The sequence below is a fragment of the Dawidia cretensis genome, assembly GCF_018598175.1.
Taxonomy (GTDB): Bacteria; Bacteroidota; Bacteroidia; order Cytophagales; family Cyclobacteriaceae; genus Ohtaekwangia; species Ohtaekwangia cretensis.
Genome location: NZ_JAHESE010000015.1, coordinates 55,091 through 74,580 on the forward strand (window position 1 = coordinate 55,091; position 19,490 = coordinate 74,580).

The 19,490-nt window shown below is 51.1% G+C and carries 16 protein-coding genes; 11 read left to right on the forward strand and 5 right to left on the reverse strand.

The window, feature by feature from the left end; translation table 11 throughout:
* Nucleotides 1–51 precede the first annotated feature (51 nt).
* From KK062_RS15500 to KK062_RS15515, 4 genes are all read left to right on the forward strand, one after another.
* The gene (locus KK062_RS15500; protein ID WP_254085230.1) at nt 52–1,437 is read left to right on the forward strand and encodes an alpha-L-fucosidase; all 1,386 of its coding nucleotides are present in this window, start codon (nt 52–54) and stop codon (nt 1,435–1,437) included.
* Between the two features lie 38 nt (nt 1,438–1,475).
* Nucleotides 1,476–3,335, forward strand: coding sequence for a glycoside hydrolase family 35 protein (locus KK062_RS15505; RefSeq protein WP_254085231.1), 1,860 nt, complete (start codon nt 1,476–1,478; stop codon nt 3,333–3,335).
* Between the two features lie 27 nt (nt 3,336–3,362).
* The gene (locus tag KK062_RS15510; protein ID WP_254085232.1) at nt 3,363–5,687 is read left to right on the forward strand and encodes a family 20 glycosylhydrolase; all 2,325 of its coding nucleotides are present in this window, start codon (nt 3,363–3,365) and stop codon (nt 5,685–5,687) included.
* Nucleotides 5,688–5,805: 118 nt separating this feature from the next.
* The gene (locus KK062_RS15515; protein ID WP_254085233.1) at nt 5,806–6,342 is read left to right on the forward strand and encodes a pyridoxamine 5'-phosphate oxidase family protein; all 537 of its coding nucleotides are present in this window, start codon (nt 5,806–5,808) and stop codon (nt 6,340–6,342) included.
* Between the two features lie 100 nt (nt 6,343–6,442).
* Here KK062_RS15515 and KK062_RS15520 read toward each other — a convergent pair whose 3' ends face one another.
* The 3 genes from KK062_RS15520 to KK062_RS15530 form a co-directional block, all read right to left on the reverse strand.
* On the reverse strand, nt 6,443–7,777 hold the full coding sequence (locus KK062_RS15520) for an ankyrin repeat domain-containing protein (protein WP_254085234.1): 1,335 nt from the start codon (nt 7,775–7,777) through the stop codon (nt 6,443–6,445).
* An 18-nt stretch (nt 7,778–7,795) separates the two neighbouring features.
* The gene (locus tag KK062_RS15525) at nt 7,796–8,983 is read right to left on the reverse strand and encodes an ankyrin repeat domain-containing protein (RefSeq protein WP_254085235.1); all 1,188 of its coding nucleotides are present in this window, start codon (nt 8,981–8,983) and stop codon (nt 7,796–7,798) included.
* 241 nt (nt 8,984–9,224) lie between these two features.
* A complete protein-coding gene (locus KK062_RS15530) occupies nt 9,225–10,634 on the reverse strand; it encodes a hypothetical protein (protein ID WP_254085236.1) in 1,410 nt (469 codons plus the stop codon).
* A gap of 460 nt (nt 10,635–11,094) precedes the next feature.
* Here KK062_RS15530 and KK062_RS15535 point away from each other — a divergent pair, with 460 nt between their 5' ends.
* Complete coding sequence (locus tag KK062_RS15535; protein WP_254085237.1) at nt 11,095–11,697, forward strand: Crp/Fnr family transcriptional regulator; 603 nt, start codon at nt 11,095–11,097, stop codon at nt 11,695–11,697.
* A gap of 34 nt (nt 11,698–11,731) precedes the next feature.
* Here KK062_RS15535 and KK062_RS15540 read toward each other — a convergent pair whose 3' ends face one another.
* On the reverse strand, nt 11,732–12,163 hold the full coding sequence (locus KK062_RS15540) for a RidA family protein (protein WP_254085238.1): 432 nt from the start codon (nt 12,161–12,163) through the stop codon (nt 11,732–11,734).
* Nucleotides 12,164–12,385: 222 nt separating this feature from the next.
* Here KK062_RS15540 and KK062_RS15545 point away from each other — a divergent pair, with 222 nt between their 5' ends.
* Both KK062_RS15545 and KK062_RS15550 read left to right on the forward strand, forming a co-directional pair.
* Entirely contained in the window at nt 12,386–12,961 is a 576-nt protein-coding gene (locus tag KK062_RS15545) for a Crp/Fnr family transcriptional regulator (protein ID WP_254085239.1), read from the forward strand.
* A gap of 151 nt (nt 12,962–13,112) precedes the next feature.
* Nucleotides 13,113–13,469, forward strand: coding sequence for a DUF1801 domain-containing protein (locus tag KK062_RS15550; protein ID WP_254085240.1), 357 nt, complete (start codon nt 13,113–13,115; stop codon nt 13,467–13,469).
* Between the two features lie 21 nt (nt 13,470–13,490).
* On the opposite strand, the gene KK062_RS15555 is transcribed toward KK062_RS15550, so the two are convergent.
* A complete protein-coding gene (locus KK062_RS15555) occupies nt 13,491–14,495 on the reverse strand; it encodes a LacI family DNA-binding transcriptional regulator (RefSeq protein WP_254085241.1) in 1,005 nt (334 codons plus the stop codon).
* Nucleotides 14,496–14,630: 135 nt separating this feature from the next.
* On the opposite strand from KK062_RS15555, the gene KK062_RS15560 reads away from it, so the two are divergent.
* The 4 genes from KK062_RS15560 to KK062_RS15575 all read left to right on the forward strand — a co-directional run bounded on the left by KK062_RS15560 (nt 14,631) and on the right by KK062_RS15575 (nt 19,490).
* Nucleotides 14,631–15,503, forward strand: coding sequence for an inositol oxygenase family protein (locus KK062_RS15560; protein ID WP_254085242.1), 873 nt, complete (start codon nt 14,631–14,633; stop codon nt 15,501–15,503).
* 164 nt (nt 15,504–15,667) lie between these two features.
* Entirely contained in the window at nt 15,668–17,302 is a 1,635-nt protein-coding gene (locus KK062_RS15565) for a sodium/sugar symporter (RefSeq protein ID WP_254085243.1), read from the forward strand.
* 277 nt (nt 17,303–17,579) lie between these two features.
* Nucleotides 17,580–19,022: a sensor histidine kinase, YfiR-like protein-associated gene (locus KK062_RS15570; protein ID WP_498366325.1), complete on the forward strand. Its 1,443-nt coding sequence runs from the start codon at nt 17,580–17,582 to the stop codon at nt 19,020–19,022.
* An 18-nt stretch (nt 19,023–19,040) separates the two neighbouring features.
* Nucleotides 19,041–19,490 carry a response regulator gene (locus KK062_RS15575; RefSeq protein ID WP_254085245.1) on the forward strand — a complete coding sequence of 150 codons (450 nt, stop codon included), beginning with the start codon at nt 19,041–19,043 and terminating at the stop codon, nt 19,488–19,490.

Genomic DNA, 19,490 nt, shown 5'->3' on the forward strand with positions numbered 1-19,490 from the left:
CGTATTCCCTGCCTTTTTTTCGTATTCCTTTTGGCTGCCTGCCAGAAACCCATGGCCACGCCACCGGCCCCGGTAGCACCTGTTCCCACAGCCGCGCAGCTTGCCTGGCACGAAATGGAAACCAACGCCTTTATTCATTTTACCATCAATACCTTTACAGACAAGGAATGGGGATATGGCGATGAGCAGCCCGCCCGCTTTGCGCCGACAGCGGTCAATACCGGTCAATGGATCAGTACCTTAAAAGATGCCGGTTTTAAAGGCGTCATTCTTACATGTAAACATCACGACGGTTTTTGCCTGTGGCCGTCTGCCTATACCGAGCACTCCATCAAAAACAGCCCGTACAAAGACGGCAAGGGCGACCTCGTCAAAGAAGTATCCGACGCCTGTAAAGCGCACGGCTTGAAGTTCGGAGTCTATGCTTCACCATGGGACCGCAACCATGCGGGCTATGGTAAGCCTGAATACATTACGTATTACCGCGATCAGTTGAAAGAGCTATTCTCTCAATACGGTCCGGTGTTTGAAATGTGGTTTGATGGCGCCAACGGCGGCGACGGCTTCTATGGCGGTGCCAACGAAAAACGCCAGATAGACCGGCAGAAATATTACGACTGGCCGGGCACACTCAACATGGTTCGTGAGATGGAGCCCAACATATTGTTCTTTAGCGATGCAGGTCCGGACATTCGCTGGGTTGGTAACGAGCGCGGCGAAGCCGGTGAGACCAACTGGAATTCCATCACACCGGATACGTTGTACGCCGGCAAGGCTGATATTGAAACCTTACTGCAGACCGGCAATGCACAAGGCACACGGTGGATACCCGCCGAAGTGGATGTATCGATCCGGCCCGGATGGTTCTACCATACCAAAGAAGACTCGCTGGTGAAAACACCCGAGCGACTGTTTGAAATTTACCTCTCGTCTGTCGGCCGGGGCTCTACCCTGCTGTTGAATGTTCCGCCCGACGGTCGCGGCCTGATCCATGAAAATGACGTGAAGTCATTGCAAGGCTGGCGTCGCCTGATCGACAGTACCTTTGCGCATAACCTCGCGAGCGGCGCTACGGCTACCGCCAGTCATTATCGCGGCGAATCGGAGGCCTATGATGCAGCTAAGGCCATTGACGGCCAGAAAGACACGTACTGGGCGACAGATGACGACGTCACTGCAGCAGATCTGGAAATTACCTTAGACAAGCCGCAACGCGTGCAGTATATCTTGCTGCAAGAATATATTGCGCTGGGGCAGCGGGTAGAACAATTTGAGGTTGAAGTGTGGCAGGACAATGCGTGGAAGAAAGTAGCGTCGGCCACGACCATCGGCTACAAACGCATTGTAAAGCTGGAGCCTGTAGAGACTTCGAAGGTGCGCGTGAAGATCATCGCGGCAAAAGCCTGTCCGTTGATCTCGCAGATCGGTCTGTACTGATCCTATCTATTTTTATTTTGACTGAACGAACATTTTTCATGACACGCTTTTTTTGTTGTTTGGTAGCGCTGGTACTGGTGGTAACATCGTACGCCCAACGCAAGACAACTTCTTTTGAGATTAAAGACGGCAAATTCTTGTATAACGGCGAGAGTGTACAAATTCACTCAGGAGAAATACACTATGCCCGCATTCCGAAAGAATATTGGCAGCACCGTCTGCGCATGGTAAAGGCGATGGGCCTCAACACCATTGCCACATACGTCTTCTGGAACTATCACAACACCGCCCCCGGCGTATGGGACTTTCAATCTGAGAATCGAAACCTGACGGAGTTCATTAAGCTCGCACAGCAGGAAGGACTCTTTGTAATCCTGCGTCCGGGACCGTATGCTTGTGCTGAATGGGAATTTGGTGGCTACCCGTGGTGGCTCGTGAAAAACAAAGACCTCGTCATTCGCGCCAACAACAAAGCGTTTCTCGACTCCTGCCACCAGTATATTAACAAGCTTGCCGGCCAGGTAAAATCACTGCAGATCACGCAAGGCGGGCCGATCATCATGGTGCAGGTTGAAAATGAATTTGGCTCGTATGTATCGCAGCGCAAGGATATTCCCCTGGCGGAGCATCGCCAGTATAACCAAACCATTTATCAGTACCTGCAGCAGGCCGGATTTAACGTTCCCTTCTTTACTTCGGATGGCACCTGGCTGTTTGAAGGCGGCAGCTTGCCGGGTGTATTGCCAACAGCCAACGGCGAAGGCAGTATTGAGAACTTAAAGAAGGCTGTCAACCAATATCACCAGAATCAGGGACCGTACATGGTGGCTGAGTTTTACCCCGGCTGGCTCGACCATTGGGGAGAACCGTTTGTGCGTATTGGCACGGAGTCAATCGCGCAGCAAACGGAGAAGTATCTGCAAAATCAGGTTCACTTTAATCTTTACATGGTGCACGGCGGTACCAATTTTGGTTTTACATCCGGCGCGAACTACAACGACGAGCACGACATCCAACCCGACATTACCAGTTACGATTATGATGCCCCCATCAGCGAGGCAGGATGGGCTACGCCGAAGTATATGGCGTTACGCGACATGATGAAGAAGTACGTTTCCTACCCGGTGCCTGAAATTCCAGCACGTATGTCCGTGCTCAAAGCACAAGACATCGCGGTATCAAAAGCCGTGAGCTTCTTTGAATGGAAGAACAGCATTAAACCAGTCACCAGCAATGCACCGTTGTCGTTTGAGGATTTAAATCAAGGTAGTGGCTACGTGCTGTATAGCAAGAAGTTCAATCAACCCATCCAGGGCACGTTGCGTGTGGAAGGCCTTCGTGACTATGCGCTGGTGTATGTCAACGGACGCAAGGTGGGAGAATTGAACCGCCAGGCCAATGTTTATACACTCGACATCGACATTCCATTCAACGGTCGGCTTGACCTGCTTGTTGAGAATATGGGCCGCGTGAACTATGGCGCCAGGATCACCGAAAGCACCAAAGGCATTGTGGCGCCCGTGCGCATCAACGACTACGAAATTACCGGCGACTGGAAAATGTATTCATTCCCCTTTCAGCATGTGCCGGTAACCAACAGCGTACCGGCGAAGCCCACGGCGGGGCTGCCGGCCATCTACCGCGGCACATTGGAGACGAACCAGCCGGGTGATGTTTTCCTCGACATGCAGGGTTGGGGCAAAGGCATTGTCTTTGTCAACGGCCATCATGCCGGTCGCTATTGGAAAGTCGGACCACAACAAACGCTATACATCCCGGGATGCTGGCTTCAGAAAGGCAAAAACGAATTTGTCATCTTTGAACAACAGCACGACACGGAACACAACGTACTAAAGACGGTCGAAGCACCGATCCTGGAATCAATCCCCGCGGAGTAACATCATCCACCCTGTCTTAACGTGAACATGAGAATACAATTGTTTTTAATAGCCTGTGTCGTTTTGTTGGCGCAGTGCACCCCACGCGAAAAGGCAGCCTTACCAGGCCCCGTCGCGATTATACCCGAACCGGCCCAACTGCAGACCGGCAATGGCTATTTTGAGATCAATGCACAAACGGTCATTCAACTGGCGGCCGACACCGGCAACGTTGCGGGTGTAGCACATTACCTGAGCGAGCTGTTGCATGGCGCTTCGTCGTTTGAGATTCCCATAAAGAAGGTCGACACCTTTACCACGGGCCACGCCATTCACTTGCGGCTGATACAAGGACAGCCGGCCGAAAGCTATAGTGTTACGGTAAGTCCGGATGTTATCAACCTGGAAGCGTCGGATGCCGCAGGGCTCTTTTATGCCGTACAAAGCTTACGGCAACTACTGCCTGCGGCCATTGAAACCAAAGACCACCAGACCAGCGCGTGGACCGTGCCGGCTGTTACACTGCATGACGCACCGCGCTATGCGTGGCGTGGCATGCACCTGGATGTGTCTCGTCACTTCTTCTCACCCGACTTTATCCGGACGTTCATCGACCGCATGGCGCTGTATAAGTTCAATACCCTGCACTGGCACCTGACCGATGACCAGGGCTGGCGCCTTGAGATTAAGCGCTACCCGCGGCTCACACAAGCCGGTGCGTGGCGTGCGTTGAACAATCAGGACTCTGTCTGCCTGGAGAAGGCCAAAGCCGATCCTACCTATGCGTTGCCCGAGGAGTTCTTCCGCACGTCGGAAGGCCAGCGGCAGTACGGCGGATTTTATACCCAGGAGGAAGTACGCGACATCATTGCCTACGCACAACAACGTATGATTACGATCGTTCCCGAGATTGATATGCCGGGGCACATGCTGGCTGCGATCCAGGCGGTACCTACCCTGACGTGCACAGACGAAAGCAGCTGGGGCAAACTATTTACAACACCTTTGTGCCCATGCGAAGAGACTACTTATAAGTTTATCGAAGAGGTGTTGAGCGAAGTAGCCGGTCTTTTCCCGGGGCCTTACCTGCACATTGGCGCCGACGAAGTAGACGAAGCCACATGGATCACCTCGGGCACCTGCGCCGGTATGATGAAACGCGAAGGCATGAAGACTGCCCGCGACCTGCACGGTTATTTTGTCAACCGCGCCCGCCAGATTGTGGAGAAGCTTGGTAAAAAAGCGATTGGATGGGACGAAGTGTTAGACAGCAACGCCGACACGGCATTGACCGTGATGTACTGGCGTGGCTGGGTAAAGGATGCGCCGGTGAAGGCTGTTACCAGAGGCCATGAGCTCATCATGAGTCCCACCTCGCACTGTTACTTCGATTACCAGCCCGACCAAACTTCGTTGAAACATACCTACTTCTTCAACCCCGTACCCGAAGGCCTGACACCCGGATCTGAGAAAAGGCTCAAGGGTGTTCAAGCCAACATCTGGACGGAATATATCCCGACGGAGGATCGCCTCGACTTCATGACTATGCCACGCATGGTAGCCCTGGCGGAAGTAGCCTGGAGCCAGCAAAAGGATTGGGACAGCTTCCAGGAGCGCATGGGCATACACTACGGACGCCTGGATGCCCTCGGCGTGCACTACCGCCTGCCCGACATTCCGGACCTGCCGCAGCACGTTGTCTTTACCGACACGGCACACATTGCGTTGACCATCCCGAATGGCATCACCGCATTGCGGTATACAACCAATGGAACACTGCCCGACAGCACCGCTACCCTATACCACAAAGCCTTTACACTCGACACCACAGCCACCTTGAAGATGGTTAGCTATGGCGCACACGGACGTGCCGGCAACGCGTATACCATCCGGTATGAAAAGCAAACTTACCTGGTAGGCGTTACGCCGGCGAATACAAAGCCCGGCCTGGCCTGTGCGTATTACCCCAGTCATCGCTCCTATCGCTCGGTGGAGAAGTTTGTGCCCACCGATCTGAAGGCAACCGTGCCAGTACCTTCTGTCCTCATACCCGACATAGCGACGGCGACAGATGGGTTTGGATTGGCCTTTACAGGATATCTCAACGTAGCCGAAAAAGGCATCTATACTTTCTATCTTTCTTCTGACGATGGCAGTGTATTGAAGATAGGCGATCGCCTGGTGGTGAACAACGATGGCGAACATGGCGACCGGGAGATCGGCGGCCAGGTAGCGCTTGATAAAGGCTGGCATCCCATTAACCTACGGTACTTCGACGGCGGCGGCGGTAAGAGCCTGACGCTGTTATACGAAGGTCCAGGCATCACAAAACAAGCCATACCGGCAACGGCATTAGCATCCGAAAAACCGTAACATCGGTCTTCATGAGCAACGTGTGAGAGCGAAGAAAAAGAAATACCCGTATCCGCTCTCACACTCGCTCTGTTCCCATCGGGCATAGTTTTTACCCTGCTGCTCATAAAACCACTTTATGAACAGCATCAACCAACAACAAGCCGAAGATAACTATCAAGACCTACGCGGCACAGAGGCAGTCGATAAGCTCAAAGAGTTAAGCGACAAGGCCAAGAATTGTTTCTTCTGTACGAATATTAAGTCCGGGGCGCCGTTCGCAACGCGGCCGATGGCGATTCAACAGATTGATGACGATGGCACATGTTGGTTCCTAAGTGCTACCGATAGCCACACAAACACCCACATTGCGAAAGACCCGGCCGTGCAGCTCTTGCTGAAAGGATCCGAGTTCTCGGACTTTCTAACACTCTACGGCCATGCCACCATCAGCCGGGATAAGAAAAAAATACACGAGCTTTGGAACCCCATATTTAAGACCTGGTTTACAGAAGGGGAAGACGATCCACGTATTTCTGTAATCCAGGTGAAGCCTGTGGATGCATACTATTGGGATACAAAACACGGCCAAATCGTAGGCTTTGCAAAACAGATTATCGGCGCGGTGACCGGCAAGACATTAGATGATTCAATCGAGGGTAAATTACGATTGTAGTCTATTAAGCCTGAACAATTCAGGACCATAAGTGTCCATTACTGAAGACTCGTGCCTACCCTGGCGCCAGTCTTCAGACGTATCCATGTACCGACAATATTCACCCATTTAAAATCTTGCTCTTCTCAGCATCAAACTCCGCCTGAGTAAGTACCCCCGCATCCAACAAATCCTTCAAATCCAGTAAAGCCTGCTTTTTATTTATAGCCGGAGCACCATTCGTAACGGTTGGTGTGGCCGCAGCCGGCGCTGATTGTTTAGGCGCACCGTATTGCAGCAACAACGCTGTAATCTCGTTATATCCCTTGATATTCGAATAGTCAATCGCCTTCTGCTCCTTCACATTTACCACCGTAGGATCCGCACCTTGTTCGAGCAGGTATTTAACAGCATCCTTCTTACCATTCGCCGTTGCGTAGTGTAATGCTGTATTACCAGATTCGTCTTGTATATTGATCGTAGCCCCGCGTTCCAGCAACAGCTTAATCATGCTCATGTGGCCGCTTTTCACGGCCAGGTGGAGCAGGCTTTCGCCGCCATATTCGTACGTCGTGTTGAGCGTGAAGCTGCTTTGTACCGACAGGTTGCTGGCGGTCTCAACCCAATCGAGATAGGTGTTCATCGACGCAGTCGCGCCGGTCATAGGACGGCTGTGATTTACATCCAGGCCGTGGTCCAGGAAGAGCGCTACAATTTCTTTTTGATTATTCGCGCATGCATACCAGATCGGTGATACACCATTCTTAGACGACACAAACAGATTGGCTCCTTTCGAGACCAACAAGTTTACCAGCATGCGGTTCGTTTCGTAACACGCCATCAGCAACGCGTTTTCGCCTGTGTGGTTGATGTGATCGACATTGGCGCCGTTGGTCAGCAACAGCTCCACCATCGGCATGTGTTTCGACCGGACGGCAAACAACAGCGGCGAGTCGCCTTGTTTATTGGTGGTATTGACGTTCGCGCCATGCTGGAGCAGTAACGTGACGATCTCCGTGTTGCGCCAGGAGGCGGCGATGAGCAAGGGTGTCTCGGCCTGATTGTTCTCAGCGTCGACGGCCACTCCCCTTTCCAGCAATTGTTTGACAACTTCGGTTTGACCAGTCTGTGCTGTCAGGTGTAGCAGGCTGTTGCCATTCAGGTCGTTGATGTCGGTGCGCGCGCCTTGTTCCAGTAAGTATACCGCTGTTTGTTTCTGTTTTTGCAGAGTGGCAAAGAACAGCGGTGTCTCACCCTGGTGATCTTCGTAGTCGAGGTCTGCGCCGGCGGCAATCAGCAGCTTGACGATATCCAGGTATCCGCGGTGAGCAGCGTAGTGTAACGCCGTACGGCCCTTTTCGTCAGTATATTTTATATCCACTTCGTTGTTGGCCAGTAAAAGCTCGGCAATCTTACGTTTGCCTTCTTCACAGGCAATGATAAAGGATTGAGACATGTATGAATGGGGTTTTTATTATTTCTTTTCAGCTGCTAAAAGTATTTCTACTGTCTTAGCTTTCAGATTGTCGTTAGCCGCCAGATCGATAGGTTTCTTGTCTTGCGTGTTGGTAATCGTCGGATCGGCACCGGCGTCAAGCAACATCTTGGCTTTTTTGTAAATCTCACGTGCCTTGCTCTGCTCATAGTTTGGATTGATGGCACATACCTTGTGTAGCAGTGTATTGCCTTCATTATCCTGGTGATTGACGTCCTTCCCCGTTTTCAGAAGTGCCATCTGCATTACTTCGGCGGACTTTTCAATGATCCAGTCCCACCCTGACTTGGGCGTGCTGTAGTACGGTGTAGCATGATCGAGGTCTGCACCGTCTGCCAGCAGTTGCTCCAGCAATGCCGTGTCATTTGCACCACCTTGCATCATGCGCAGGAATTCCGAAAGTGGCGTCTGGCCGTTCTTGTTAAGCAGGGAAAAGTCCGCGGGCGTGTTGGCCGACAGTTTTTCGTATACCACACGATCGAACTTATGCGCCAGCGCATAAAAGTACGCCGAATTGCCGTCTTTGTCCTGGTCATTCGGCTGCGCTCCGTGCTGCAGCAGGATGTCCACCAGGTGCCTTTTATCGCGCTCTACCGCGATGTGTAACGCTGTCTGCTTCACAACATTGGTTTCGTTTACATCCACGCCTTCCTGGATCAGCATTTCAACATAGGCGAGCTGTTTCGGCTCGGGCATGAGGTTTATACGTACAACCTGGCTAATCAGGTTGTCTTCGGCATTATTCTTAAAGTCCGTGCGACAACCGGCGTCGATCAGGGCCTTGACGACGGCCGGTTCCGCCTGTGATTCGAATGCATAGGCCAATAGTGTCTTGCCGTCCACTTCGTCGTTGATGTTTTGTGCGCTGGCCACAAATTCGCGCAGGAAAGTGAGTGATTCTTCGTCCTGTGGCAGGCGCTTGATCAGCGGCTGGAAGACACTATGGTCGAACCTCTCGAGCTCATATACATCCATAGCAATCTGGCCGTTCGCTGCCAGGGCTTTCAGTATGGCAAAGCCTTTCTTGGCAATCAGGGTTTCGTATAGTTGCGTGAGGTTGTGCGATTGCAGTCCGTCGGGAATGCGCTCGCCGTTACGGATGAGCTCTTCGGCAGTAGAAAAGTTTACGCTGCTGATTGCCTCCAGCAAAGGTGTCTTTGTGAGCATGAGATGGGGGTTTTATGTATTCCGGCAATATTGGCGCTAACAACGACAATGTCAAGCCTATTTACGGCCGATGGAGCATAATATCGACAACTAACGCCTGGTGTATGCGTTTTGGAATGCCGGCGGGAAACAGAATGTCTGTTTGCAACCGATTTGTGACAATCCTGCTCCTATTATTAACTATCAAAAAAGCCCGGGCACGTGCCTCGGGCTTTTCGGTATTAGGATTCAGGTAATACAATTAATGGTAGCCTACATACCAGTCGTAGTCTGCGCGCAGTGATTCCAGCTGGTCGATGACTGCTTGTGATAAGTGATTATCTTCGTCATAGCCATAAAGGAAGCTGCCATTGCGAATATTCTTGTTTACAGCATTGGTATAAATTGTGTTCACCAGGCTGACATAGTCCGTGTCGTAGCTAGATATGTTGATCGTCTTCAGGTTATGATCCTCCGGCAGCAAAATGGTGCCACTACCTACGGCGATCCAAAGGCCTTCCAGCTTCGTTTGTGATAGATCAATCTGATTCACGCCTGGGTTATACGTAGCGAACCGTTTCAAATTTATCAGCGCGCTAATGTCGAGGGATGTTACGGCATACGACGTCTGGAATCCGATGACCTTGTCCAGGTCACCCCGCACGGTAATCGGCTGCTCATTGCCACCCTCATACCAATGGCGTTGTAAAAACGTACCCGGCGCGCCGACAAATTTCTCCGTTATGCCATCACCCCATTCAACATAGAAGGTTGCCGCTTCCTCCAGGTCAAACATGATCTGATATCCACCGCCATTGAGGTAACTCGATCCACCAAAGAAAATGGAGTCGCTATTCTCCAACGCTACGGGATGTAACACGATTGTGAGAGGTTCATTCGCATGCTCCGCTATCGTCTGGGCGGAAATGTCTTGTATAAATGAGAGATACCCGGGTTTGTTGACGAACAGACGGAACCCGGATTCAAAGCCGGTGCCTGTCAGGTTAATGGCATTGACGCCTGGTGTTAATGTGTAATGATTAAACAGGGTATCCCATTCCCGTGTCACGATGGCTGCCGCGCTGGTCAGTTCCAATCCGCCACCTCCGTTTTCCATGAAGACGGTGAGTCGGAAGCTGGCAGTATCGCCCGGTACATCGATTGGGGTGATCTGGAACGACGCATACCCAAAATCTTCCGGTATGTGATTGCCAGCACCCACTACCTCGATTGGCACGTTCGTCGCAGCGTCGTAGGCGACAGAAAAGTCAAGCGGCAGTGGATGTGACACATACTCAGCCATCGGTGAGCCGGCCTTCGGCGTCAGAAATAACACCGCCGAAGAATCTTGTACAATCCAGAAGTCGGTCAGAGTATAGTCACCCGGTTCGAGACTTAGCGGGGCTGTGACATAGCCATTGCCCAGGGTCAGAATGCTGACCGGTTCACGCGTCAGCACCGGCGTGCCATCGGGTTTGGTCAGCGTAATCAGGACGGAGGAACCGTCGGGTATCACGCCCGCTATGCGTCCCGAGGCATCGCCGCCGCGCGCCAACCCCAGGGAAAAACTGACAGCCCGAGGGCCCTTGACGTGATCCGGCTCGTCATTACACGATTGATTGAGACATAGCAATGCCAGGAGCATTGCCAAAAGCAAACATTGTTTTTTCATAGACAGTAATATTTAAGAGTAAAAAAAAGATTAAAGCATAGCCATCAGGATTAGTTAAAACGTCCCGTTAAACACACTCACTAAATGATAGTATCAATCTCGCCCCGGTGTATATCGCCTTTAACGTAGCGCTGGTAGAAAATAAAAAGACTTTATACAACTCACACTAACTCGTCAACATTTATACTGAACGAAAGTTAAGCTATAATTGTATTCGATCGCACGAACCTCGTCAACAAAATTTTTATAGCACCCTCAAAAAGATGGTGTGGGGTTTTACCCACACAACTACCGTATAAAAAAAGGAAGCGGCACACGCTCAGGCTTCCGAAATTTACAATTCCAACCCTACCCTGTCACCCGCGGACGACCATGCTCACACTCAGAATCAAATGTCGTCAGCAATCACAAGGCATGCCATATTTCTTTTTACATTGTGCAAAAAAGTAAAAATATCGTCATGATGGAATCCGGCACGGACAACCACTTTAATGCTATACTGCAACATATTGAACGCCGGATCAGTCTTAATGAAGAAGAACAGCGCTGTATTCATTCCGCATTTAGTATTCGGAGCCTGCTTCCTCGTCAATATCTATTGGTTCAGGGTGAGGTATGCCGACACGAAAGTTATGTATGCCATGGCTTCTTGCGTTCCTTTCATGTCGATAGCCGTGGTGATGAGCATACGTTACATTTCGCCCAGGAAGACTGGTGGATATCAGACCTGAATAGTTTCATACGCCAGGTGCCCGCCAGCCGCAACATTATCGCGCTTGAAAAAACGGTGGTCCTCCAGATCGACATGGAAAAGCGGGAGGAGCTGTTGCTCCGTGTTCCTAAAATGGAACGCTTCTGGCGCATCCTCAACGAGCATGCGAGCATGGCGCAAGACCAACGGATATTGAACAATATCAGCCTGTCGGGAGTACAACGTTACCAGGCTTTATTAAAAAAGTATCCTGACATTGAACAACGCCTGCCGCAAAAACACATCGCTTCATTCTTAGGAATGACACCTGTCTTTCTCAGCCAAATAAGAAAAGAGCTCGCGAAAAAGTAACGGGAGGCAAGCACGACCTCCCACTATTGATTCACTACTTTTTCCAGTCCGCCGCATGGTCCGCGACGGCGATGGCCTCGATTTCGATAAGCGCATTCGGGGAGAACAAAGAAGACACTTCGAGAATGGTATCAGCAGGATATGGAGCTGTAAAGTATTTCTCTCTAAGCGTCACGATTTTTCCAAAGTTTGCCATGTCCCGCAATAGTATTGTTACTTTAACGACATTCTTCAAACTGGATCCACCGGCTATCAGCACCTTCTGCAAATTTTCAAAAGTTTTCTGTGCCTGTATATCGAAATCGCCAATACCAACCAATTGACCATTGTCATCGAGAGCCGTTTGTCCCGAAATAAACAGGAGATGCCCTACACGGTAGCCCTGGGCCAGGCGAAAAGGGGCATACGTATCCGGTGTTACTTTTATCTGTGAAATCTCCATTTTTCCAGCATGTTCTAATTCCATGGTTAGGTTATATGATTTTAATAGAACAAAGGTAGCGCGCGCCCTCCCGTTCAATAGTTCAATTATTTTAAGAAAGACGATTAAACTATTTTAATCCTTCGCCCCATGGCGTAGTATATTCACCAGAGAACGTGCTGGATTATCGAGTAGGTGTGCCATACTGTATTGCTTACGACAGGGTAAACCAGTAATTATTTAATTTAGCCTGAAAGTTAAGGCACGATGAGCAATACACAATTTTTCCAGCAGGTCCGCACGTACCACCCAATCACGGCAGCATCAGAGCAAGCCTGGGCCGGTTTGCTAAGGGAAAAACTGTACCGTAAGGGCGAGCTGCTGGTGACAGAAGGCCAGGTGCCACGTAAGTTTGCCTTTATCTGCCGCGGGCTGGCTTATCAGTCCTATTTCCCACCGGAAGGCGAAATGATCATTAAATACTTTTTTTCCGAAAACCGCTTCGCGGCATCTGTCACGGCGACGATGACCGGAAACCCGAGCAAATTCGCCATCACGGCCATAGAGGATACGTTGGTGCTGGAATATGATTTCAGCGCGTTTAGGCAACTCGTGGATACACACCAGGATATTGCCTTGTTTTACATCAACTACCTGGAAAAGCATTGGGTTGTTGAAAAAGAACCGCTGGAAATTGCGTTTCGCTCCGATACGGCCGCCACACGTTATCAGCAGTTTCTGCTGTCACACCGTCACATTCTTCCCCGCCTGAAAAAATACCATATTGCCTCCTACCTTGGAATTACGCCCACCCAACTGAGCCGCATCACCAGCGATAGATAATTTTCCCCTTTCTCAACATTTGTAATTTTTCCTTAAGGCTGGGGGTACGAATTTAGCGTCATCAAAGTCGGTATGATGCCGTGCGACCAATAGGTTGCTCTCCGGTTTATGTCTGCAATGACCGGCCATTGCGAATACTAAAAAGAAAAAAATGAGTTCAAAAAAAGTAGATGAGTTCCTGGCAAAATTAGATCATCCGTTAAAAAAAGAACTGGCAGTACTGCGGGACTCGATTATGAAAGTACACCCTGAAATTACCGAAGATGTGAAATGGGGTGGCCCGAGTTTTTATTACAAGGGCGACATTGCCACTTTCAGCCCCCGTGTCAAAGACACCGTAACGCTGGTCTTCCACCAGGCGGACGACCTGGCACCCGGCGCGGTGCTGGAACCGGCCCCAAAAGGTAAAGCCTATGCCAAGTTCAAAAGCATGGCCGAAGTAAAGGCAAAAAGCAAAGGCCTCCAGGACGTCATTAAGCAATGGATTAAACTGAAGGACAAATCATAGCGGCATCGGTACCATCTTTAACTAAGCCGTAGACTGGCGAGCCACCAGTACCGAGGGAATAATGATCTTCTCGCTGCGCACGTCCATCTTTTTTTCGAGGCTGCGAAAGAGCAGCGTAGCGGCCGCCTTGCCCATGTCGAACGCCGGCTGAGTAATGGTGGTCAACGACGGATTGAGCAAGCCTGCGATTTGCAGGTGTGAGAATCCCACCACGCGTACTTGTGTCGGTATAGAAAGATTCAATTCGTGGCATACGGTGTACGTTTGTGTAGCAACCTTTTCAACAGATCCCACAACGCCGTCGGGGCGGTGCTGCCCCTGCAGCAGCTTCCGGATCAGCGACAGGTTGTCAACCTCGGCATGCGTGCAGTACACCACGGGGTTGCGTCGCTCGTCCAGTCCGTTGTCGCGCAACGCCTGCAGGTAGCCTTCCTGCCGCAGACGGATGATGGCCAGATCGCCGGCCAGTGATAAAAATGCCAGGCGCTTACTGCCGCGGTCTATGAGGTGCTGTGTGGCTTTGCGCCCGGACTCAAAATCGTCGGTAACCACCTGGGCGGAATGGATCCCTTCACACACCCGGTCGAAGAATACCAGGGGCATATCGCGGCCACCGAGCTCGACCAGGTGATCGTACGTGGCCTCGTTGGCTACTACGGACATCAGCACACCGTCAACCCTGCCATTGCGAAACTCGTGAACAATGGATTGCTCACGGTCCACGTCTTCATGCGTGAGGTATACCATGACGTGATAACCCCGGGCCTGCGCTACTTCTTCGATACCATCTATCGCGCTGGAGAAAAAGCTATCGGCCACCTCGGGAAGCACCACCGCTATATTGCCGCTGCGGTGCCGCTTAAGGCTGCTCGCATACAAGTTGGGCACGTAGTTGAGCCGCGACGCATATTCAAAAACACGCGCCTTGGTTTCCGGGCTGATCTCATAGCTGTCGCGCAGTGCCTTCGACACCGTAGACACGGCCAGGTTGAGATCGGCGGCTATTTTTTTAATGGTTACGCCCATAGTACCCACAATATGGCGTTTTTCAGCTTTACCACGAAAACGGTTTCGTAAATAAGCCTGTTCAAATGGTTGATCCCGGCGGTATTATTTACCAAGTTGAATATGGTTACGCAATTCCATTAAACTTTGCAACACATGAAACCTCAAGCCGAAATCAATCCCCTCGCAAACCTGGATGAATGGGAAGATGACCTGCTTCGCCGATACCCGGATCCCGAAACCATCGCCAACGAAAAATCCGTAGAGGAGTACCGCAATTACGACAACCCCCAACGCGACACGGTGAAGGAATTCTACCGGCTCAACCATACGTATCAGACCTACGACTTCGTCAAGCAAAAGCAAGGGGACTACCTGGCGTTCAACAGAAAGGAAATGCCCATCTGGGACGCCTTTACCTTTCTCAACCAGTTGGTCGATGATTCAGACCCCGATACCGACCTGGACCAGCTCCAGCACCTGCTACAAACCTCGGAAGCCATCCGTCGCGACGGGCATCCCGATTGGTTTGTGCTTGTGGGCCTGGTGCACGACATGGGCAAAGTGCTTTGCCTCTTTGGCGAGCCCCAGTGGGCCGTCGTAGGCGATACCTTTCCGGTAGGCTGCGCACATTCCGACAAGATCGTGTTCCCCGAGTTCTTCTCGGCCAACCCCGATCACACCAACCCACAATACAACACCAAACACGGCATCTATAAGCCCAACTGCGGCCTGCGCAACGTGGACATGTCATGGGGCCACGATGAATATGTCTACCAGATGATGAAAGACTACATTCCCGAACCCGGCCTCTATATGCTGCGTTACCATTCTTTCTATGCACAGCATCGTGAACACGCCTATGAGCACCTGCTCGACGACCACGACCGGGAAATGTTCAAATGGGTGGACCTCTTTAACCCTTACGACCTGTATTCCAAAAACCCCAACCCGCCCGACTGGAAGGAGCTCAAACCGTACTATGAAGATCTCGTTGCCAAATATCTGCCGGCTACGTTGAAATTTTGAGTCCAACGTTTAAAGTTTGGCTCAAAGGTTAAAGCTAGGAATGGTAAATTTCAGCTCCAGGTGCTGATGACCTCTTGCTGGAATTTACCATCTTTATTTCTTTTATTTCAAGTTTTAAACTTTGAGCTTTTAGCGTTGAGCCTTGCGCCCCCTTACCCAACCCTATGAACCGGCTACACCCAGCGGACTATATTGTCTTTTTAATCTATTTTGTTCTCGTATCGGCCTACGGCTACTACGTATACAAACGTAAAACCCGCAACACTACAGGCGATTCCAAGGATTTTTTCCTGGCAGAAGGGTCGCTCACCTGGTGGGCCATCGGCGCATCGCTGATCGCTTCCAACATTTCGGCAGAGCATTTTATCGGCATGTCTGGCTCCGGATTTGCGCTCGGCCTCGCCATCTCCACGTACGAATGGATGGCTGCCGCCACGCTGATTATCGTGGCCGTGTTCTTCATTCCGATCTATCTTAAGAATAAGATCTATACCATGCCGCAGTTCCTGGCGCGGCGGTATAACGACACGGTCAGCACCATTATGGCAGTGTTCTGGATACTCGTGTACGTATTTGTGAACCTCACGTCCATTCTCTACCTGGGTGCCATTGCTATTACGTCCATCTCCACGATCGGTTTCAACTGGTGTATCGCCGGTCTTATCGTCTTCTCGGTTGTCGTTACACTCGGCGGCATGAAGGTGATCGGTTATACCGATGTCGTACAGGTAGCCGTGCTGCTCATCGGCGGCCTCGTGACCACCTACCTTGCACTGACGCTCCTGGCGGAAAAATCAGGCTATGCCGCCAACGTATTCACCGGACTCTCCCTGCTACGCGAAAAGGCAGCGACGCATTTTCACATGATCTTCGCCGAGGATCACCCCTATCACAAGGAGCTGCCCGGCTTGTCTGTGCTCATCGGCGGCATGTGGATCAACAACCTCGCCTATTGGGGATGCAATCAATATATCACCCAACGCGCACTCGGCGCCGACCTCAAAACAGCGCGCAACGGCATTCTCTTTGCCGCCTTCATCAAGCTCCTCATTCCGGTCATCGCCGTATTACCCGGCATCGCTATGTATGTGCTGCACCAGCAAGGATTGTTCCATGAGGACATGACCGACAAGCTTGGCGTCCTCAAACCCGACCATGCCTACCCAACGCTCATGAACCTGCTGCCACCAGGCCTCAAAGGTGTGGCGTTCGCCGCGCTTACGGCCGCAATAGTAGCGTCTCTCGCCGGCAAAGCCAACAGCATCGCTACCATCTTCTCGCTGGATATCTATAAAAAGTTTTTCAACAGGAACGCCAGCGAAAAGACGGTGGTCAGTACCGGCAGGTGGGCTGTGGTCCTGTCGCTGGTCATTGCCGGCATCGTCGCGCCGTCACTGCGCTCGCTCGACCAGGCGTATCAATTTATACAGGAATATGTAGGGTTCATCTCCCCCGGCGTGCTCGCCATCTTCCTGATGGGCTTGTTCTGGAGAAGAACCACGGTAGCCGCGGCGCTGACCGGCACGCTACTCACCATACCCGTATCTACAGTATTAAAATTCCTGCCACAGTGGACCAACGGCGCGTTCCCCGATTACCCCTTCCTCGATCGCATGACGATCACCTTCTGCTTCATCGTAGCGGTAATGATCGTCATCAGCCTTCTGAAACCGCAGCACGAAAACAAAAGCATACCGGTAGAGATCGATCGCCAAATGTTCAAAGTATCACCCGCGTTTATCGTGGGAGCTATTATTATTGTTGGGATTTTAACAGGGCTTTATTCTACATTCTGGTAACAGCGCCTCAACAATGCTGATCTTCCACCAGGCAGAAGCGTCGACAGCCCACTCGTTATTATTATTGATGTCGAGAATATAATTGTCAAAGGGACGTATTTTCCTTCCAGCAAGGTTGCGAAACTTTTTTCATCGATCTTTCAAAAGGCGACGCTCGGAATACCATATTAAAACATTATATTAGCTAGGAAGCCCAAGGTACTGTCGTGAATAGTGCATTAGGCTTTTCGTGTTTTTTGACCTTTTCGAACAATACAACCTGTAAGCTAGGCGACGGATGGTATTCAGAAATTTCCCTATCAAAAAAAAAATCCGTTGGGTCATTATGCTCACCAGCGCCGCGGTGCTCCTGTTCACATTTTTATCCTACCTCGTTTATGAAGTCGTTACTTTCCGCCAAACCTATGTGCGACAATTATATACCCTGGGCAGGATCATCTCAACCAATTGTACCGCCGCGCTGGCCTTTGACAATCCGGACGATGCCGGCGAGGTGCTAATGGCTTTGAAGGCAGAAAAGCACATCGTGGTTGCTGTGCTTTACGACAAGCAGGGCAATCTGTTCTCAAAATATCCCCAGGACTACCCGCTGCAGACCATCCCCAGGGACCAGGTCCAATTCCAGGAAGATCACCGGTTCGAAGAATCCCATTTGATCATATTCGAGCCTGTCGTTCAAAACAACAAAACCCTGGGCGTGCTCTATCTGAAATCAGATATGGACGCCATGTATGACCGGATCGGTCTGTATGCCTCTATTGCCGCAGCGGTGATCGCCATATCGTTTGTCGTGGCTTATTTTTTATCCAACAAGCTCCAGCAAAGCATCTCCGAGCCGGTACACGCCCTGACGCGCACGGCGAAGACCGTTTCGGAGAAAAAAGACTATTCAGTAAGGGCCACCAAAACAGGTAATGACGAGATTGGGTATCTGACCGACGCCTTCAATCAAATGCTGTCCGAGATTCAGACGCAAAACGCCCAGATCCAGCTATTCAATCAAAAGCTCGAGCTCACCATCGAGCGGAGAACACACGACCTGGAGATCGCCAACAAAGAGTTGGAGGCATTCTCTTACTCGGTCTCACACGATCTGCGCGCGCCACTTAGGTCCATCAACGGTTTCTCCGGTATCCTGATGGAAGACTACGGTCATCTCCTCGGTGAAGAAGGGATCAAGACGCTGAAATCCATTATGCGAAATGGCACCCGCATGGGTCAGCTGATCGACGACCTGCTTGCTTTCTCCAGGCTGGGCAAACAGCACGTGGCCAAGCTCAACCTCAATATGACGGCCCTGGCAAGGACCGTATATGACGACCTCAAAGAACAATATGGAAATAAAAGCGAGATCGTGATCAACCCCCTGCCTGAGATCAAAGGAGACCGCAGCATGCTGCGACAGGTCATGCAAAACCTTATCTCCAACGCGCTGAAGTACTCCATGAAAAGAGACAAACCCCTTGTCGAGATAGGAGCCTACAGAGAAAATGGCGAGAACGTCTATTATGTAAAAGACAACGGCGCCGGGTTCAATATGCAGTACTACGACAAGCTCTTCGGGGTCTTTCAGCGACTGCACAGCGCCACCGATTTTGAAGGTACAGGCGTGGGGCTGGCCCTTGTGCACCGCATCATTGCCAAACACGACGGAAGGATCTGGGCAGAGGGAAAGGAAAACGAAGGCGCAACCTTCTACTTCTCCCTGCCGGTAACTTAAAAACATACCCAATAACATATGCATGACTCCATTCATGATGTAGACATTCTCCTGGTCGAAGACAATCCCGACGATGCCGCGCTGGTGATTCGCGCATTAAAAAAATGCAACCTCGGCAACAAGCTTATCCATTTGTCCGACGGCGAGCAAGCCCTGAATTTCCTGTTCGGCAAAGGTGAGTTCTCGGAACGCGAGGTCGAAGAAGATAAACCGCGCGTAATCCTGCTTGATCTGAAGATGCCGAAAGTAGACGGACTTCAGGTGTTGAAGGCAGTCCGCGAAGACCCCAGGACCAGGGTCATACCCGTGGTCATCATGACCTCTTCCGCGGAGGAAAAAGATATTGTGAATACGTACAACTCCGGGGTAAACGCCTATGTCGTCAAACCAGTCGGCTTCGACAATTTTTCGAAAGCCGTGGCCGAGCTGGGTATGTTTTGGCTATTGGTCAACCAGTCCTCGAGATAA

Excerpts from the sequence above, each read along its gene's own strand:
- KK062_RS15530 (WP_254085236.1), bottom strand. The coding sequence starts at position 10,634 with ATGAAAAAACAATGTTTGCTTTTGGCAATGCTCCTGGCATTGCTATGT.
- KK062_RS15505 (WP_254085231.1), top strand. The coding sequence starts at position 1,476 with ATGACACGCTTTTTTTGTTGTTTGGTAGCGCTGGTACTGGTGGTAACA.
- KK062_RS15510 (WP_254085232.1), top strand. The coding sequence starts at position 3,363 with ATGAGAATACAATTGTTTTTAATAGCCTGTGTCGTTTTGTTGGCGCAG.
- KK062_RS15545 (WP_254085239.1), top strand. The coding sequence starts at position 12,386 with ATGAGCAATACACAATTTTTCCAGCAGGTCCGCACGTACCACCCAATC.
- KK062_RS15550 (WP_254085240.1), top strand. The coding sequence starts at position 13,113 with ATGAGTTCAAAAAAAGTAGATGAGTTCCTGGCAAAATTAGATCATCCG.
- KK062_RS15555 (WP_254085241.1), bottom strand. The coding sequence starts at position 14,495 with ATGGGCGTAACCATTAAAAAAATAGCCGCCGATCTCAACCTGGCCGTG.
- KK062_RS15535 (WP_254085237.1), top strand. The coding sequence starts at position 11,095 with ATGATGGAATCCGGCACGGACAACCACTTTAATGCTATACTGCAACAT.
- KK062_RS15500 (WP_254085230.1), top strand. The coding sequence starts at position 52 with ATGGCCACGCCACCGGCCCCGGTAGCACCTGTTCCCACAGCCGCGCAG.
- KK062_RS15515 (WP_254085233.1), top strand. The coding sequence starts at position 5,806 with ATGAACAGCATCAACCAACAACAAGCCGAAGATAACTATCAAGACCTA.
- KK062_RS15560 (WP_254085242.1), top strand. The coding sequence starts at position 14,631 with ATGAAACCTCAAGCCGAAATCAATCCCCTCGCAAACCTGGATGAATGG.
- KK062_RS15565 (WP_254085243.1), top strand. The coding sequence starts at position 15,668 with ATGAACCGGCTACACCCAGCGGACTATATTGTCTTTTTAATCTATTTT.
- KK062_RS15570 (WP_498366325.1), top strand. The coding sequence starts at position 17,580 with ATGGTATTCAGAAATTTCCCTATCAAAAAAAAAATCCGTTGGGTCATT.
- KK062_RS15540 (WP_254085238.1), bottom strand. The coding sequence starts at position 12,163 with ATGGAATTAGAACATGCTGGAAAAATGGAGATTTCACAGATAAAAGTA.
- KK062_RS15575 (WP_254085245.1), top strand. The coding sequence starts at position 19,041 with ATGCATGACTCCATTCATGATGTAGACATTCTCCTGGTCGAAGACAAT.
- KK062_RS15525 (WP_254085235.1), bottom strand. The coding sequence starts at position 8,983 with ATGCTCACAAAGACACCTTTGCTGGAGGCAATCAGCAGCGTAAACTTT.
- KK062_RS15520 (WP_254085234.1), bottom strand. The coding sequence starts at position 7,777 with ATGTCTCAATCCTTTATCATTGCCTGTGAAGAAGGCAAACGTAAGATT.